This is a genomic window from Cyclobacterium amurskyense (genome assembly GCF_001050135.1).
Lineage (GTDB): Bacteria > Bacteroidota > Bacteroidia > Cytophagales > Cyclobacteriaceae > Cyclobacterium > Cyclobacterium amurskyense.
Map to the genome: position 1 here is coordinate 5258443 of NZ_CP012040.1, position 18111 is coordinate 5276553.

General features: G+C 36.6%; 17 protein-coding genes. 8 read left to right on the top strand and 9 right to left on the bottom strand.

Annotated features, from left to right (window positions below; all coding sequences use genetic code 11):
* Nucleotides 1-63: 63 nt before the first annotated feature.
* The gene (locus tag CA2015_RS21000; protein WP_048643675.1) at nt 64-1257 is read right to left on the bottom strand and encodes a Gfo/Idh/MocA family protein; all 1194 of its coding nucleotides are present in this window, start codon (nt 1255-1257) and stop codon (nt 64-66) included.
* A gap of 202 nt (nt 1258-1459) precedes the next feature.
* On the opposite strand from CA2015_RS21000, the gene CA2015_RS21005 reads away from it, so the two are divergent.
* Both CA2015_RS21005 and lhgO read left to right on the top strand, forming a co-directional pair.
* Nucleotides 1460-2140: a hypothetical protein gene (locus CA2015_RS21005; protein WP_048643676.1), complete on the top strand. Its 681-nt coding sequence runs from the start codon at nt 1460-1462 to the stop codon at nt 2138-2140.
* 208 nt (nt 2141-2348) lie between these two features.
* Nucleotides 2349-3548 (top strand): L-2-hydroxyglutarate oxidase, encoded by a 1200-nt coding sequence (lhgO, locus tag CA2015_RS21010; protein ID WP_048643677.1) that lies wholly within the window; start codon nt 2349-2351, stop codon nt 3546-3548.
* A gap of 348 nt (nt 3549-3896) precedes the next feature.
* Here lhgO and CA2015_RS21015 read toward each other — a convergent pair whose 3' ends face one another.
* The 5 genes from CA2015_RS21015 to CA2015_RS21035 form a co-directional block, all read right to left on the bottom strand.
* Nucleotides 3897-4244: a hypothetical protein gene (locus CA2015_RS21015; RefSeq protein WP_048643678.1), complete on the bottom strand. Its 348-nt coding sequence runs from the start codon at nt 4242-4244 to the stop codon at nt 3897-3899.
* 5 nt (nt 4245-4249) lie between these two features.
* The gene (locus CA2015_RS21020; protein WP_048643679.1) at nt 4250-5464 is read right to left on the bottom strand and encodes a BaiN/RdsA family NAD(P)/FAD-dependent oxidoreductase; all 1215 of its coding nucleotides are present in this window, start codon (nt 5462-5464) and stop codon (nt 4250-4252) included.
* Between the two features lie 21 nt (nt 5465-5485).
* Nucleotides 5486-7018, bottom strand: a complete 1533-nt coding sequence (locus tag CA2015_RS21025; RefSeq protein WP_048643680.1) for a helicase HerA-like domain-containing protein — start codon at nt 7016-7018, stop codon at nt 5486-5488.
* A gap of 221 nt (nt 7019-7239) precedes the next feature.
* Complete coding sequence (locus CA2015_RS21030) at nt 7240-7647, bottom strand: DUF4332 domain-containing protein (protein ID WP_048643681.1); 408 nt, start codon at nt 7645-7647, stop codon at nt 7240-7242.
* 32 nt (nt 7648-7679) lie between these two features.
* Entirely contained in the window at nt 7680-8132 is a 453-nt protein-coding gene (locus CA2015_RS21035; protein ID WP_048643682.1) for a DUF937 domain-containing protein, read from the bottom strand.
* An 827-nt stretch (nt 8133-8959) separates the two neighbouring features.
* On the opposite strand from CA2015_RS21035, the gene CA2015_RS21040 reads away from it, so the two are divergent.
* Nucleotides 8960-9661, top strand: a complete 702-nt coding sequence (locus CA2015_RS21040) for a molecular chaperone DnaJ (RefSeq protein ID WP_048643683.1) — start codon at nt 8960-8962, stop codon at nt 9659-9661.
* 1012 nt (nt 9662-10673) lie between these two features.
* Here CA2015_RS21040 and CA2015_RS21045 read toward each other — a convergent pair.
* Nucleotides 10674-11276, bottom strand: coding sequence for a tetratricopeptide repeat protein (locus CA2015_RS21045; RefSeq protein WP_048643684.1), 603 nt, complete (start codon nt 11274-11276; stop codon nt 10674-10676).
* Between the two features lie 14 nt (nt 11277-11290).
* On the bottom strand, nt 11291-12106 hold the full coding sequence (locus CA2015_RS21050) for a 2,3,4,5-tetrahydropyridine-2,6-dicarboxylate N-succinyltransferase (RefSeq protein WP_048643685.1): 816 nt from the start codon (nt 12104-12106) through the stop codon (nt 11291-11293).
* Nucleotides 12107-12142: 36 nt separating this feature from the next.
* Here CA2015_RS21050 and CA2015_RS21055 point away from each other — a divergent pair, with 36 nt between their 5' ends.
* From CA2015_RS21055 to mnmE, 4 genes are all read left to right on the top strand, one after another.
* Nucleotides 12143-13267 (top strand): glycosyltransferase, encoded by a 1125-nt coding sequence (locus CA2015_RS21055; RefSeq protein WP_048643686.1) that lies wholly within the window; start codon nt 12143-12145, stop codon nt 13265-13267.
* 256 nt (nt 13268-13523) lie between these two features.
* A complete protein-coding gene (locus CA2015_RS21060; protein ID WP_048643687.1) occupies nt 13524-14195 on the top strand; it encodes a metal-dependent transcriptional regulator in 672 nt (223 codons plus the stop codon).
* Nucleotides 14196-14360: 165 nt separating this feature from the next.
* A complete protein-coding gene (locus CA2015_RS21065) occupies nt 14361-14813 on the top strand; it encodes a thioredoxin family protein (RefSeq protein WP_048643688.1) in 453 nt (150 codons plus the stop codon).
* Complete coding sequence (gene mnmE, locus CA2015_RS21070) at nt 14813-16195, top strand: tRNA uridine-5-carboxymethylaminomethyl(34) synthesis GTPase MnmE (protein ID WP_048643689.1); 1383 nt, start codon at nt 14813-14815, stop codon at nt 16193-16195. Before CA2015_RS21065 ends, mnmE begins: the two co-directional genes overlap by 1 nt.
* Nucleotides 16196-16513: 318 nt before the next feature.
* On the opposite strand, the gene CA2015_RS24695 is transcribed toward mnmE, so the two are convergent.
* A complete protein-coding gene (locus tag CA2015_RS24695; protein WP_262485608.1) occupies nt 16514-16693 on the bottom strand; it encodes a DUF4172 domain-containing protein in 180 nt (59 codons plus the stop codon).
* A gap of 556 nt (nt 16694-17249) precedes the next feature.
* On the opposite strand from CA2015_RS24695, the gene CA2015_RS21080 reads away from it, so the two are divergent.
* Nucleotides 17250-17774: a hypothetical protein gene (locus tag CA2015_RS21080; RefSeq protein ID WP_048643691.1), complete on the top strand. Its 525-nt coding sequence runs from the start codon at nt 17250-17252 to the stop codon at nt 17772-17774.
* Nucleotides 17775-18111 lie beyond the last annotated feature (337 nt).

Sequence of the window (18111 nt, forward strand, 5' to 3'; positions counted from 1 at the left end):
CTGGGGTGTTTTTTTCATTTACCCCTGATGATTATACCGATTGCGAAATGAGTTTATAAATGGTTAGTTCCTTGTTGTTTTTTGAATCACCTTACCAGTTGCCTTGCTTTTCAAAATTAGCTTTTCATCCCCGTTGGGTAAGGTCTCTTTCTTTATAAGATAGTATTCAGCATCATGACTAATGTAATTTGTTTCTTTTTCGCTGATATTGTCCCCCCTCCAATCATCGATTTTTATTGGTTCCCATAATTTACTTTCGGCTGATAAAAAGGCCGCATCCAAAATTGCGTTGACAATGTATCCATCGTAAAAAGTCTCTCTGGGCTCCTTGCCTTTGTCCATGGCATCAAACATATCCGTAAACATATGTGGATAACCCAATTCATGGGCTTCATCACCTACTGGGAACAACCAGCCTGAATCTGACTCTGCTTTTTCTGCTACATATTTTGCTCCTTTTCCTGTAGTAAACATATCAAAACCAGTCCGAAGAAAGCTATTCAACCAAATCGTTCCTTCTGTACCCATTACTTCATCTCTTAAATCCATCCCTCCCCTAAAGGTCCAACTCACCTCAAATTGCCCTATGGCTCCATTTTCATATTTCACCAAAGCAATGGCATGATCTTCAGCATCTATGGGATGAACTTGGGTATCCGCCCAACACATTACTTCCACAGGACGAACGGATTTGCCTATAAAATTTCTCCCAATCTCTACACAATGACAGCCAAGGTCAATAATGGCTCCTCCTCCGGACTGCTCCTTGTCCCAAAACCAATCACTGTGCGGACCAGGATGCGCCTCCCTGGACTTGGTCCATAAAATTTTACCTAGACTTCCTGCATTGACACTTTCGACAGACTTTAAAAATTTCGGAGTATAACAAAGGTCTTCCAAATAGCCGGCAAAAATGCCTGCACTCTCTACAGCATCAAGCATTCTTTTGGCTTCTGCTGCTGTTCTCCCTAATGGCTTGGTACATAGCACAGCTTTTCCGGCTTCCGCACAAGCCATAACAGCTTCTTCATGTAAATGATTGGGCAAGGAAATAATCACTACATCCACCTTTTCGCTGTTGATTGTTTCCTCCATGGACGTACTAAAGCAATCCAGCCCATAGTCCTGAGCAAATCTTTCTGCATTATCAGCATTCCTGGAATAAACGTTAATTATTCTGTCCAATCTGCGTTGGGCATGTAATGTATCTGCATAAAAACGGGCGATGAAGCCTGAACCAAGCATAGCAATATTCATAGTATCTATTTTGGGTTAAATCAACAATAAGTTATAATGAAGTCATTCGGTGCCGGAAACAATGGCAAACCAATTGTATATTCGTGTTTTAAAATACTAAATGTACCAAAATCACTGAACATAATAAACCTTATAAGTAATCTTTATTTATAATTTATACGAGATATGATTTGGTAAAATACAGATTTGCAAATTCCAATAAATGGTTATTAACAATATTGAAAAATTTTTAGACTGGGTTCTTACTAAACAACTTAGCCTGAGCTATATTGCTTCAAAGCATAAGTTGAGGATACATGATAAAGAAGAAATAATAGGCGATTTATGGCTTTCTTTCAACCTAAGCTTTGACCCAATAGCCAATAAAGTCACCAAGGCAGAAAAGAACTGGATTGTCTTGTTGGTCAGAGCAGGAACTGCTGCAGTGGGTTATTTTGAAGAAGGCATTAATATGGAGCATAAAGTATTCCGGGCCTATATGGTGAGAAAAAAACAAGGCAAAAGCCAGATTAAATATTTGAAAACCAAAGGAAAATCACGGGCTGGTTCAAGGGTAAGACTCGGTGCTTCGGAAAAGTTCTTTGAAGATATCAACAATAAAATTTCCCAATACCTCAATAATTATCCCATAGATTATATTGCTTATTCCTGCTCCAAAACCTTATGGCCTTTTCTGTTTTCAGCAGAAGGAAGCTTTAAAAAAGACGACCCAAGATTGTACAAGGTGCCCCAGCATGTTCAGGAACCCGGATATGAAAAACTGCTAAAGATCAATGATTTCCTCCAATGCTCAAACTTGGTCATTGAAGAAAAATATCCAGATTATTTTTCAAGTTATATCGACATTGAAAGTCCAGAACAAGAAGACAATGACGATTGGTAAGCAGAATCCGAAATAGAGAATAACCATTACTTTTCTTCTGAAACCATCTGCCACAATAAGCTATAATCCTTACTTTCTTTAACTGAAATTGACAAAATGGCTCCATAATTTAGAAAGCATGAAGGCAGACTTTTGGTAAAAGTAAAGACCTTACAGGAAAAAATTTATCAATCTACTGTGTATATTTGTTGCATTAGAAAATAGAAATATGCTTTACGATATTACAATTATTGGAGGTGGAATCGTTGGATTGGCCACTGGGTTAAAGATAAAAACACAAAGACCAGAACTAAAGGTGGTTGTTTTGGAAAAGGAAGCCGAAGTGGCCAGCCACCAAACGGGAAATAATAGTGGGGTCATCCACTCTGGATTGTATTATGCACCCGGAAGTCTCAAAGCTAAAAATTGTATCAATGGTTACCATCAATTGGTGCAATTCTGTGAAGAAAACGAAATACCTTTTGAAATAACAGGAAAGGTGGTTGTCGCTACCAAAGAGGATCAACTTCCACAACTTAATCGATTACTTGAAAGAGGTTTACAAAATGGGCTTGAAGGTGTTCGATCCATAAGCATGGAAGAGCTTAAGGAACTTGAGCCCTACTGCCAAGGTCTCGGCGCATTGCATGTTCCCCAAACCGGAATTGTTGATTATAAGCGAGTTGCTTTGGCCTATGAAAAAAACTTTAAAGCTCTTGGAGGAGTAGTTTTGCCCAAACATAAGGTATTGAATATTAAAGATTTAAACAATACCATCACCATTAACACTTCAAGCGAGGAAATCAGCACTAAAATCGTAATCAATTGTGCTGGACTGTATGCAGACAAGGTAGCAGGCATGCTTGAAAAGGACCCTCTACCAATAAGGATAATCCCCTTCAGAGGAGAATATTTTAAGATCAAAAAAGAAAGAGAATACCTGGTTAAGAATTTAATATATCCAGTTCCCGACCCTAACTTCCCCTTCCTGGGCGTCCACTTTACCAGGATGAAAAAGGGAGGTGTGGAAGCTGGTCCAAATGCTGTATTGGCATTTAAAAAAGAGGGCTACAAAAAAACTGATTTTGACCTCAAAGAGTTTATGGATGCCGTTACTTGGCCAGGCTTACAGAAAGTGGCAGGTAAATATTGGAAAACAGGATTAGGAGAATACAAAAGGTCCTTTTTTAAGGCAGCCTTCACTACTGCTTTGCAAGAATTAATTCCAGACATTACTTCCTCAGACCTAGTATCGGGTGGTGCAGGTGTTCGGGCCCAAGCATGTGATAAAGATGGAGGATTATTGGATGACTTTGCAATCCAGGAAACAGCTAAAGCGGTGCATGTAATCAATGCTCCATCTCCAGCAGCCACAAGTGCACTTTCCATAGCGGATAAAATCAGCGAGATTGCCTTACAAAAAGTATAAACCGGTTAAAGTATTGGGTTTAGAGGTAAGCTAGCTCAATTTCTATCTAAAAGCTAAAAATCAAAAACAATTTTGTTTGGGGATTTTAAAGCCGGATTATGTAATAGCATTTCTCCGTCCTGATAATAGTCAGGGGTGAAGCCTGTCCCGTGTTTACGGGAAGTGTTGCAATCGCAAGAAAATCAGTCTGTTTGGAGATTTCAGCACGTAATAGATTGTCTATTGCATATTTCGGGTTAAACTAGCTCCACTAGGGTGAGATCTTCAAACAGACACTATTCCATCAATTTGAGAAGGTCAATTGCCAATTTAGGGGAATAACCAAAAAGTTACGTTCCAATATAAATTTTATCGGTAGTTTCTTACCTCAGTAAGGATAGCTAAGGCAGCTTCCTTAAATTCAAGTCTATGAGCCTCTATCCAAGGGCCAAAACCATCATCTAGCATCTTTCCCTTGCCCAAGGCCAATATATGAGAAATACGTTTCAGTCCAAAAAGTGCTAAGGTTGGTTTAATTTTATGCCTGGCTTGCTTGATTAATTCTAGATCTTCTGCATCAATACCTTTTAGATAGGCACTCTCTAGTTCTTCAACAGCAATTTCTATTGCATCCAATAATTGGTTTCGGAAGTCCAAATCATCCTCTACCATTTCTTCAATCTTAATAAAATCTATATTTTCTAAATTACCTTCCATATTTGTCAATTAGTTGAAGCATTTCCGGCCAAAAAACCTGTACTCCAAGCTGCCTGGAAATTGTATCCTCCTGTTATTCCATCTACATCAATAACCTCTCCTGCAAAATAAAGCCCCTTAACCAATTTGCTCTCCATGGTGTTGGCATCAATCTCATTTAATTCTACTCCACCAGCAGTTACAAATTCTTCCTTAAAGATAGTTTTTCCTGAGACTATTAAGGAAAATTTAAATAATTTTTCGATTAATTTATTAATTTTTTTCTTATTAACAGCCTCCCATCTTAATTCATGTTCGATTTCAGCTTTATCTGTCAAAAATTCCCATAGTCTAGCGGGCAAACCATAAAGCGGGTTTCGAGAAATTTTCTTAAGTGGGTGTTCTTTTTTATAAGCCAGCAATTCAGTCCTTAATCCTTCTTCCGTGAAATCGGCTTGCCATTTTATTAATGCTACAGCTTCATACTCCTTTTCATGTAACCATTTTGCACCGTAAGCGGATAATTTTAAAACAGCAGGACCACTAATACCCCAATGCGTAATCAATATAGGACCTGAATATTGTAGCTGACTTCCTTCAAAACGAATGTGCCCATTTGGAACACTTAAACCTTTGAGTTCTATTATTTGAGAAGAGGGAGAATTGAAAGTAAAAAGAGAAGGTATAGGTGGCTGAATACTGTGACCAAGTTGTTCTACCAAGGTGTACCCTTCTTTTTTAGGTTTTCCTCCTGTACAGATAATCAATCTATCTACTGACCAATTGTTATCAGCACTCTTAAGAAAAAACTTCCCATCAACCTGTTTTACTTCTTGTATTCCAGATTGGTAGAGCACTTTAACTCCAAAAGAATGAGCCTCCTTTTGTAAAACATTGGCGATACTGGTAGACTTGTCACTTACAGGAAACACACGACCATCTTGCTCCATTTTTAAAGGAACACCTCTACCTTCAAACCAGGACATAGTATCTTTAGGATTAAAGCTTTTGAACACTTTTTTCATGAACTTATTGCCTCTGGGGTAACCTTTCAGAAACTCAGAAGGAGAGCTGGTGCCATTGGTAACATTGCACCTTCCTCCCCCTGAAATCAATACTTTAGACAGTACTTTATTACTTTTCTCAAATAAAAAAACTTCTGCACCATTTTTAGCTGCCTGAATTGCAGCAAAAAAACCAGAGGCACCTCCTCCTATTATTCCAACCTGTAATTTTCTCACTATATTAATTCAGCCTCCTGTTTATCTTTTTTTATTGGTCAATGAACCCATAATTCCTCTGGTCAATTCCCTGAAAAATGTTCTTCCTAGTTGTCGTACCATGGTATTCTTACTCAACGATTCAAAAAATCCAACATCTTTAGCAGCCGAAGCTTTCCTTTGACTTTTAGAAGAGGCCTCCATTTCTTCCTTTTCAGGAGCCGCATTGTTGATTTTTTCTTCTAAAATTTCAAAAGCACTTTCTCTATTGATAGGTTCATTGTATTTTTTTGTCAAATTGGACTTTCCTACCTGTAAGTCAATTTCTTCAGGACTTAAAATACCCATTCTGGAAACCGGCGCTCTTAAAAGCGTATGAACAAGAGGGGTTGGGATACCTTTTTCATTCAATACGGTTATCAATGCCTCACCTATACCCATGGCTGTCAAAACTTCTGAGGTATCATAAAATGGTGATATTGGATAATTTTCAGCCGCTTTTTTAATGGCTTTTCGGTCCTTGGCCGTAAAGGCACGCAAAGAATGTTGAACTTTTAAACCCAATTGCCCCAAAATCTCATCGGGCACATCTGTTGGACTTTGGGTACAGAAAAAGATACCTACACCTTTAGACCGTATAAGTTTAACGATTGCCTCAATTTTTTCTAAAAGGTCCTTGCTGGCATTTGAAAAAACCAAATGTGCTTCATCGATGAAAAGACAAAGCTTAGGAACATCCTGATCACCTTGTTCAGGAAATGTTTCATAGATTTCAGACAGCAGACTCAGCATAAAAGTACTGAAAAGCTTGGGCCGGTTCTGAATATCTGTAAGTCTAATAATAGATATTACTCCTCTACCGGATTCTTGCCTAACAAAATCTTCAACCTCAAAAGAGCGTTCACCATAAAAATTTTCCGCTCCTTGCTGTTCTAGCTCAATAATCTTACGGAGAATGGTATTGACGGAACTTGAGGAAACAGCCCCAAACTCCTTAGTTATTTCGGCTTTACCTTCGTTAATGACATATTTCAGAATACTCCTAAGGTCCATCAAGTCCAATAAAGGAAGATGTTTCATATCGCAATACCTAAAAACCAAAGACAAGATCCCAGACTGCGTATCATTTAAGTCTAAAATTTGTGCCATCAATACAGGTCCAAATTCGGAAACGGTGGCTTTTAGTTTGACGCCTTTCTCCTGACTGATAGACATTAATTCCACGGGCAGGCCTGTAGCTTCATATGGAATACCAATACTCGCAGACCTTTTTTCAATGTGTTCATTATTGGTTCCTGGACAAGCAAGTCCAGTCAGATCACCTTTAAGGTCCATTAGAACTGATGGTATGCCTTTCAATGAAAGTTGCTCTGCAATGACCTGAAGGGTTTTGGTTTTACCCGTCCCTGTGGCACCAGCAATCAGCCCATGCCTATTAAGAGTTTTTAAAGGAATTTTTACCTGAGCCCCAGTAAGGGCTTCTTTTTCAAGCATACCTGTACCTATGATAAAGGAATCCTTTTTAAAGGTATAGCCAAGGTTTATATGCTCTTTGAACTTATCTGAATGTTCCATCAATTTGTCATTAATATAAAAAAACCTTAATGCAATCCCATGGATTACATTAAGGCCTTAACCTTAAGAGAAGTAAGTACTTTTTTTTTCGCTGATGTAAGTTATTACAAATCATGTAGAATTTGCATATTTCTTTCCTATAAAGCGTGTCATTATTTCACAAATGGCAACCAAGGCTGCTAATTGTAGTCTTACCTTCTAATAAAAGAATAAATTTTGTATTAGTGGGTCACTACAGGATCCAGGTTTTTAGCTTGTTCTATAAAATCTGTAACCTTAGAAAGCGCCGGCACAGCATTGGTCAGGTTTTTCGCTTCATTGGTAGCAATAAGGGCCTGATGCAAATTCTCTGCATTTCTAGTCCTCAATTCTTTAACAGTATCCACCCCTGCTGCCTTAAGCAACTCAGCAAATTGACTGGCTATACCTTTGATTCTGAACAAATCAGCCATATTGACCCAGTTCAAAATTACTTTCTCGTCAATACCACTTGCAGCAGCTATTTCTTTTCTACCGCTTTTACTTGCACCTTTTTCGAGTAAATTCTCAACGGTTACTATACCTGCTGCTGATAGTTTTTCTTTGTTTACAGGGCCTATTCCCTCAATTTTACTAATAGAATTTGACATTTTGATATAATTAAGTTTAATGAATTAAAGTATTATTTGAACAAACCACCTAGACCACCTTTAAGTAAGTCTGAGGCCTTATCAGCAATTGCTTTTCCTGAAGATTGACCCAACATTTTGACCAAATCCGTTTTTTCTATGTTCCCGCTTTTTGAGCCAGAAATAGCAGATATGATTTTAGGCAAAACAAAGGAAGCAACAGACATCGCCATTTCTGGAGAGAGTCCAAGCTTAGAAGCATAACTACCAGTAAGGTTCCCTAAGATGCTTTTAAACATGGGATTTGAGGTCAGTCCACTTCCAGTATTCAGCATACCTAGAATTCCATCAAAATTTCCTCCAGCTGCCTCTTTTGTCAAACTTTCAAACAAACTACTTTTAGTGGTACTTACTGCTTCTGAAGCCTTACTTTGATCAAGACCAAACTTTTCTGTCAAGCCTGAAATCAATTCTGGAGACAGGTTTTCTAATAGTGATGAAATCATATGAATTATTTTTATATGGATTAGTATTTGAATCTGTAATTTATAAGTTTATTTCGTACTTCAAAAATAAAGGTAATTTTTGTAAGCAGCTATTGAATAACTACCAGTTAATATTTCATATACTTAAATAAAACGATTCTTATTTCATTTTCTTCAGTAAACAATAACCGTTCCACTTTATAAACATAATTGATTGATAAAAGGCAGAAAATGGTGCAATCCAAACCGTTAATAGGTAAAATCTTTCATAAAATCATTTTTATTCAAATTGTAAACGCATAATCAGGATATTTACTACTTACTAATCTGAGCACAATATAATTCAACTAAATATAGGTTAGAATAGGATAGACCTAATAACGTAATTTATTTTTTCAACATAATCCAAACGAAATAATACTATTTTAAAGCAATGAATTATCCTGTTTAAATCAAAAATGATAAATACCTAATTATTAAACCTAAAATAGTACAATTTTGAACCAAATTTCCACTTAAATCTTTGATATAACCTTATATACTGCATTTTTATGGCTTCAAAAACTTTCCTATCTCGCCTAATTCCTTTTAAAATTTACAAAAAAAAATTGTGAAATTAAAATGCCTTAGGGCTTCTAATTCCCTTCCACTTAAAAAAAAGATATACTTTGGGCGGTACAATTGAAAATTCAACTTGGGTATAGCTGTTTATTTGTAAGAAATTATAGGCTAAAAATTAACATTTGGCGGTTGCCATAGAATCTTGGTTAAAAAACATTAAAGTTTTCAATGATAATTGAATATTTCCTGAAAGGTATTTACTTTGCCATCCAGAAGAATCAATAAAAATGAAAAAACGCCCTTATCTCTTACTTTTACTCCTGTTTTTATCCTTTGGTCTATTTCATTCCTTTAGCTCCTATGCACAAGTAAGCCCTAATTTAGGTACTACCTCAGCCATGTTAGAAAAGGCCTCGTCTGCAATGGACAATGGAGACTTTAAAAAAGCCAATGGGATTTTTAGAGATATCATCGAAAGCAACCAGCCCATTCCACCTGAAATGCCTTATTTGTTTTCTAAAACACTATTTGAATTAGGGCAATACCACAACGCACAAAGCTTTGTTAACAAATACCTTGATCTCAATGGTTTTAAAGGTAGTTATTACAAACAAGCAAAAGCTTTACAAGCTGAATTGGCCCATCCCTTGGAAGAAATCGCTTCTTGCGAGTATTGTGATGCCAGAGGTTATAGATATGGTACTTGCACCACCTGTCATGGAGAAGGTAAATCAGAACAATCCTGCTCCCTTTGTAGAGGTAGAGGTGTCATTGGCTGTAGCAGATGTGCTGGAGATGGTCTTGTCACCAAAAAGAATGTCTTTAATATAGTAGAATACTTTGAATGCGAGCGTTGCTCCGGCAAAGGGAGACTAACCTGTACTTCTTGTCATGGCACTTTAGTGGAAACTGATTTTTGCCCGGTATGTGAAGGTTCGGGACATATCCTGACAGAAGAATTATGCGACCACACTGTTCCTGAAAAGTAATCCCTTATCTACCTCTTTCAAACTTGCCTTATTGAACTTATCATTAAGGGTTAAACAATGCATTTTTATCTAAGTAAGAATTAAGATTTCCTGTTTCTAAAGGGTGTAACTTTTTGATGTTTTGCTAAAGAGAAGGCTTAAACCCTAAATATGCAATAGACATTCTATTACGTGCTGAAATAGCTTTAAAATACCCAATCGTTGCTGTTTTCAATTTCACCATAGCGGTGCTATGCTAAAATCTCCAAACAGCCTGATTTTCTTGCGATTGCAACACCCATCACGAATTCTATTACATAATCCGGGCTAAACTATAGCTTACTCAATTACAAGGCATTACCACGTACTAACTTAAGTTCAATCTAACTGAACAAAGTTCAATAATTCATTTTGAAATGATTTAAAGATTAGGCAACAAATCCTTTTAAGAGTATCTGATACTTCAAGCATCTAATAGATAAATAAGTAAAGCATAACTCAGGAATAAACTTCTTTTCCCTTAGAAGAAATAAACTTTGTCAAATAATCCGAAAGCAAATGGTAAGCTAGATTCAAAAATAACCTTAAACAACTGAATTCCAAACATTAGTAAATCCTTAACTACAATTCAGTAAAATTAAACTTGAGTCAGTATAATGATTCATCTATCACTAAAAGAGAAACTATTCAAGCCTAGGGCTATCCACAGTTACTACCATAGAATTATTTTAAGAGTTCATATTTCAGGCCTTAATAAAAGAGCTTTAGCATTTTCAATATTCTTAAGCGGAGAGCTGTCAATAATAGTCAAAGGTCAATTAATACCATTTCAAGTATTAAGCAAAAAAAGATTATTGAAGCAGAATATCAGCTATCATAACTCATTGATAAATATAACCTTGTCTAATATTAAATACAATTAAATTCAATTGACCTAAATTTAACTACAATCATTAGAATCGTTTTTTGGGTATAAAAAAAGGCCTGAATTAATCAGGCCTTTTAAATCATATAAGTAAGAGACAAACTCTTATTATTTACAATACTTTTTAATCGATTCCTTTGCAGGAGCATAATCATTCTTTACTGCCGCTTTAAAATCCTTACAAGCATTTCCTATCTGATCAGTAGCTGCATACAGCATTCCTCTGTAATAATAGGCCTGACCATTGGTAGGACTCATTTTTATAGCTGTATTGTATTCTCTCAGTGCTTCCTTTACATTGCCTAAACTATGCATGGACCTGGCCTTTAGAAAATAAGCCATTGCTGGTGCACCGGAGACAGATACTGCATTGTCGGCATACATTAGCGCCAATTCAGGTTTTCCATTGTTATGGTACAAATTTGAAAGGCTAAGCAAGATCTGAGTATTCTTTGAATCATGTTTCAAGGCCTGCTTAAAACTTTGCTCTGCCAATTTAAATTCATCCAACTCTTCATGTGCCCTTCCTTTATTGTAAAGAACTTTAACATGATTAGGCTTATTTTCCAGGTAACTGGCATAAGCCATAATTGCTTCTTTGTACTGTCCTTCACTGTAAAAGGCATCCCCTTTATTGGACGAATTGTTTCCACAAGCCACAAAAAAGGAAGCCAATAGAAATATACTTAATAGGTTTTTAATTGAAATCATATATTAAATTGAAATTAGACTGCTACACTGTTATCTCTGAGAGCATCATTGAGAGAAGTCTTTAAATCTGTCGAAGCTTTTCTTTGACCGATGATAAGTGCACAAGGAACCTGGTATTCACCAGCATTAAACTTTTTGTTTAAGGTTCCTGGTATAACTACTGATCTATCAGGAACATACCCTTTGTACTCTACTGGTTTATCGCCAGTTACATCGATGATTTTAGAACTTGCAGTAAGAGTAACACCTGCACCAATAACGGCCTCTTTACCAATTCTTACTCCCTCTACTATGATAGCTCTGGATCCTATAAAAGCACCATCTTCAATAATGACAGGTGCTGCTTGAATGGGTTCCAAAACGCCTCCTATGCCTACTCCACCGCTAAGGTGAACGTTCTTTCCTATCTGTGCACATGATCCTACAGTAGCCCAAGTATCAACCATGGTTCCACTGTCTACATAAGCACCGATATTGACATAAGAAGGCATCATCACTACACCGCTAGCAAGAAACGCGCCATATCTTGCCACAGCATGAGGAACTACTCTGATTCCTTGCTTGGCATAATTGGTTTTAAGCGCCATTTTATCATGAAATTCAAAAGGTCCAACCTCAATAGTTCTCATTTTTTGAATGGGAAAATAAAGGATTACAGCTTTCTTTACCCAATCATTTACCTTCCAAGTACCATCGTCTGCAGGCTCAGCCACCCTAAGTTTACCATTGTCCAGGTCCGCTATAACAGTTTTAATCGCGATTTGGACATCTTTTTCATTCAATTGCTCCCTGTTGTCCCAGGCTTTTTCAATAATATGCTGTAAATCCATAAATTTAATATTAGCTTAGTTTGATTTTTCAATTTTATGCCTCAAAAAATCCCCATTATATTCGCTTCTGTCCTCAAACCAGTGGATGATTCCAGAGTGTTGTATAAGCTGGGATTTTCAATTCGTGAAACAAATAAATACGACCTTAACATCATAGGGTTTTCAACAAAAAAAACGCCTAAGGTCAAAAATATACGCCTAATAGAGATTTTTTCTGGCCCACGAACTCATATTTCCCGACTATTTGTCCCATTTAGGTTCCTTCAGCAGCTTTTCAAAATTAAACCTGCAATAGTTATTGTCACCACCTACGAATTACTACCAATGGCTACAATAGGGAAATGGATGCTTGGCTACCGCTTGATCTATGATGTTCAGGAAAACTATTCCAAAAACATATCCAGCAACCAAACATTACCCTTTTTGGTTCGAAATTTAGCTATTCTCTTGGTCAAAACTGCTGAAAAACTCAGTCAGCCAGCCATTGATCACTATATTTTTGCAGAGAAATGTTACGCCAAGGAAATGCCTGCCATTAAGAACTACACAATAGTAGAAAATAAGGCTTCAATTCCTCCAATAACAAAGGGCTCTTTTAGAATAAAAAATGCCAATGCGGTTCATTTTATAATCAGTGGCACCATCACACCCGTTTACGGCGTGCTAGAGGCCATTAAATGGTTCCTTAAGCTACAAGAACAACTCCCTCATGCAAAGTTAACCATTGTTGGCCATTGTCCTATGGAAAGCTTTTCAAATGAATTACTAACACGTTACCAATCAAAAGCAGGGGTAAATCTATTTCTTTCTTCAAGCCCTTTACCAGCAGTCTTTATTCAAGAGAAGATAGACCAGGCAGATGTGCTGTTATTGCCCTATCATTTGCTACCAAGTATAAAGGATAAGGTTCCAACCAAACTTTATGAAGGAATAGCCCATCAGAAAGTGATTTTAATTACCGATAATCCAGTGTGGAAAGAGATTGTGGATAAGTATCCGGCAGGAATGTGTGTAGATTTTTTAGCTATTGAGAATGCTTTTATGGTGTGGAAAACGCTCTTAAGCATTGATTTTTACCGGTTTTTACCCGATGAAAACGTTGATTGGTCAATAGAAGGAATAAAATTCCAACAATTAATAGGTGAATTAGCGGGTCAATAGCCTGAGCAAAACTCCCCATTTGTACTTTTCCAATATACCTTTTTAAGGTGTGATTTAACAGGTTTATTAAAAATTGTATTTGTAATTCATTGATAAACAATGTTTTATTTAATTTTTAGACTTGTCTAAATTAATTTATCGGGTAAACTAAATTAACGAAAAAGATAAGAACACAGTTATCCACAGTTGATTTAGACAGAAATTAAATATTTTTTTAGACCAGTCTAAATTATAAATTTGTAGAAATTTAGTTTTTATGATAAGCCTGAGTCAAGCGGAAGAGAATTATTTGCGAACCATTTACAACCTTGTAGCGGAAGGTCTGGAGAAAGTATCCACAAATGAGATTGCTGCAGCGGTCAATACGAAGGCCGCCTCAGTGAGTGATATGCTAAAAAAATTGGCGGAAAAACAACTGATTGATTACAGGAAATACTATGGTGTAAGCTTAACTGATGAGGGTAGAAAAACAGCACTTCATATCATAAGAAGGCACCGCTTATGGCAAGTATTTTTGGTAGACAAATTAAAATTTAGCTGGGATGAGGTCAATGCAATTGCAGAAGAATTGGAACATGTAAAGGCTCCCCTTCTCGTCCGTCGCCTGGATGAATACCTGGGATTTCCCAAATTTGATCCACATGGAGATCCTATCCCGGATGAATTTGGGGAGTTAAGCACCAAGCCAAGAATAATCCTTCAGGAAGTTCCTGTAGGACAAAGTGGGAAAATTGTTTCGGTAAGTGACACAAGTGCTGCCTTTTTAAAATACCTTGACAAGGTAGGTATCTATATAGGTGCAAAAGTTCTTGTCTTGGAAAAAGTAGACTACGATGGTTCTCTGGAATTATTTATTGACAATCAGAAAAAGGTGTTTGTATCTAAGGAAGTCGCTGCCAATATTCAGGTAATACTTCATCCTCTTTAATGGAATGGAACCGATTTGAAAATTAAAAGGTTCTTTAAAATCTTGACTTGAAAATTAACTATAGTAATAAAGACCTCAAATTAACAACAAGGTTTACTTGATAAAATTATTAATTTTTGTCAATCTGAAATGAACAGCTTTAAGAAATTATTATAAAACACAGACATGAAAAAAGTAGTAGGACTTCTGGTGTTGCTGGTTTTTGTTCAACAACTGGCTACCGCACAAAAAAATGAGATCACTTGGTACAGCTTTGAGGAGGCAATAGAAAAGACAGCCGAAAAACCAAAAATGGTTTTAGTGGATGTTTACACCGATTGGTGTGGCTGGTGCAAAAAAATGGATAGAAATACTTTTACTGATTCTAAAGTCATCGAATACGTCAACGAAAACTTTTACGCTGTTAAGCTAAATGCTGAAGACAGGAAAAGGAAGTTTGAATTCAAAGGAAAAGAATACACCGAACAAATGATGGCTTATAATATGAGGGTAAGGTCTTATCCAAATTTTGTAGTCATGGATGCTGCAATGGAAAATATCACTCAGCTTCCCGGCTATAGGGAACCGGATAATTTTATCAGTTCACTTAAAATTTTACTCGAAAATTTCGATCATTAATGGCCTTGCATTTTAGTCAAAAAGAAGATACCATCATCGCTTTGGCCACACCTCAAGGTGTAGGTGCAATCGCAGTTATCCGCCTTTCCGGAAACAATGCCATAAAACTGGCCAATCAGGTTTTTTATGGCAAGGACCTGGAGAAGCAGGAAAGTCACACAATTCATTTTGGAACGATTCGAGATGAAAAGCGAGTAATCGATGAAGTGCTCGTTTCCTTATTTGTTGCGCCTAAGTCTTTTACCAAAGAAAACGTTGTAGAAATCTCTACTCACGGCTCTTCTTATATTATCAACCAAGTAATAAAATTGCTGGTCAGAAAGGGAGCCCGCCCTGCCCTACCGGGTGAATTTACGCAAAGGGCTTTTTTAAATGGACAGTTTGACCTGGCACAGGCAGAAGCGGTAGCAGATTTAATTCACAGTGATTCCGAAGCTTCTCACCAAGCTGCCATGAATCAAATGCGTGGTGGGTTTTCTGGTGAAATTGCCAGTCTTCGTACAGAGTTGATTCATTTTGCTTCCATGATAGAATTGGAACTGGACTTCACAGAGGAGGATGTAGAATTTGCCAGCAGAGATGATTTGCGAATTCTTGTAGAAAAATTACTCCGTGTTGTGGAGCAATTGATCAGTAGTTTTGACTTGGGAAATGTGATTAAAAATGGGGTACCAACCGTAATTGCCGGAAAACCAAATGCGGGCAAGTCCACCCTACTCAACGCTTTACTCAAAGAAGAAAAAGCCATCGTTTCGGATATAGCCGGAACCACTCGTGACTTTATCGAAGACGAAATCAATATTGGCGGCGTGATTTTTAGGTTTACAGATACTGCCGGAATCCGAGAAACCACTGATGTTCTCGAAGCCATGGGAGTTAGTCGAACCCATGAGAAAATGAAGACCGCATCACTGATCCTCTATCTATTTGATTTGGGTGATACGGACATGGTGGAAATCAGCAAAGACATTAATAAATTAGAAAATCTAGGAATCCCTTTCCTTAAAGTAGCCAATAAAGTAGACAAGTCCAATCCATTGTTTGTCAACGAATTAAAGAATTCTTATCCGGACACTATTTTCATTTCTGCAGGAAAGAAAGAAAACCTAGAAACTTTAACGAGCCGGATACTAGAATTGGTAAACCTGGACAAATTCAGAACCGGTAACACCATAGTCACCAATATTCGCCACTACGATTCATTAACTAGAACCCGTCAATCTTTACTTGATGTGCTGACCGGTCTGGACGAAGAAGTAACCAATGATTTCTTAGCCATGGACATTCGTCGCTCGCTTCATTTCCTTGGTGAAATCACCGGAGAGATCACCACCGACGATTTACTTGCAAATATTTTTAGTAAGTTTTGTATCGGAAAGTAAAAACCTTTGAGGTTTTCAAAGCCTTAAACCCGAATTATGTAATAGGATTCGTTATAGCCTGTCCCGTGTTTATGGGAAGTGTTGCAATCGCAAGAAAATCAGGCTGTTTGGAGATTTTAGCATAGCACCGCTATGGTGAAATTGAAAACAGCAACGTAGTGGCTGATTTTAAAGCGATTTCAGCACGTAATAGATTGTCTATTGCATATTTCGGGTTAAACACATAAATAATAGCTACAAGTCAAAAGAATTAGAATTGACCATTTCATTTTTAAAACAGCTGGTGGCAGACGGCAAGAAATATATTTTGAAATAAAATCAATGTAAGATTTCCACCATTGAGAGATAGTAGCGTGTGTGCCTCAATTTTCCAGTCCTTTTTAGGGCTGGACTAAGTGAACCTAAAATCAAACCCGTATTTCGATGAAATTCGCGTTCCAAATGTATGAATGCCGATGCGTCAAATGTGAAATTTGGCCAATTCGGTCTCTCCCAAATCTATTTCATGAGTTATAAAACTTTTTTCTATAGCTCAATAATATGAAATAAATGAGTTATAAAATAACATGCTATAGCTCATTTTTCGATTCTGCCACAACATTTGAAAAAAATCATTTTAATTTCAATTGAATATTAAGTACGAAAAAAGGGCATTTGACTGTTTCCGGAGAATGGGCTAAACATTTACTGAAAGTGGAGAGAAACCTATTTTGTAAAGGTGAAAGAAATACTTAATTTCCAAGAATCGTAGTCCAGTTAAAAAAAACATCCTTCTACTTGCTCATGATAAATGAAGTCATCGAAATTGAATCATTCAATCCATTTGAATGTCAATATCCTAACAGAAAATTGATCACAAGGGAAACTTTAATCCTAATTAAAAATCTTCGTGCTGCGGGTCACAAGGTAAGAATACTTCCAGATGATGATCAGCCTTTAGAAATCTTGTATAAAAAGGGCATTTCTGAATTTTTTTTCGGATGTTCTAATTCTGTATTTATTTGGTAAGGCGGCCGACGTTGCAGTAAATGTAGTTTCAAGTCAGATTGATAAGTTGCTTGAAAGTGGTAAAAATGTTAAAAAAGAAAATATCATTATTAACATTGACAGATCAACTAATAATTTCAATTATTATGGAGAAAAAGTACTTAAAAACACTGAAAATAAATTACTTGAAGAACGATTACAACTCAAAAAGAAATATGAGAAATGCTTCAAAGTCATTTCTCCTTTCCAGAAATACCCCATCCCTATTTTTTTAAACCATAAGCCAAAAATTGTGGGATGGTGTCTCATATACGAAGATGAAAAAGGACTTGGAACAGAAGGAATAGTTACAAATAAAAAGGTAAAACGTCGCATCAGTCAAGGCAGGCTTAAAGGATTTAGCATCACTGGTATAGCAAAGATAACTCAATGCTCTATTTGTAATTCCAAATTTACCGAATGCAATCATATTCCTGGAAAAGTGTATAATAACAAAGAATGTGTCAATAAGGTCATTGAGGCTGACTTTGTGGAAGCCAGTATTGTGAAAGAGCCTGTAAATCCACAATGTTTGATAAACATGGAATTGTAAGCAAAACTAACTGAATTTCAGTCTAAATTTTAGACCCAATAGATATTTCCTTTTGATTTGTACAACCTATGTACAACCTTACGATTAGTTAAGTATTGAATATCAAATAGTTAACACTTACTTTATCAGAAATTAAGCTTGAATCAAGTTCTAAACAACTTTAAACGACCGCATTCAGTTATCTATATATCAGGTAAATATATTTATATTATTTTTATTTTTATTCATTTTTTTCAGTTCAATTGCCAGTAGGATTGGATGCTTAAGAAAGACCTATTCTATCTAAAGTTGGTTTAATATTTCACACAGCCAAAGCCAAAGTTGTGTTAAGAAGTTA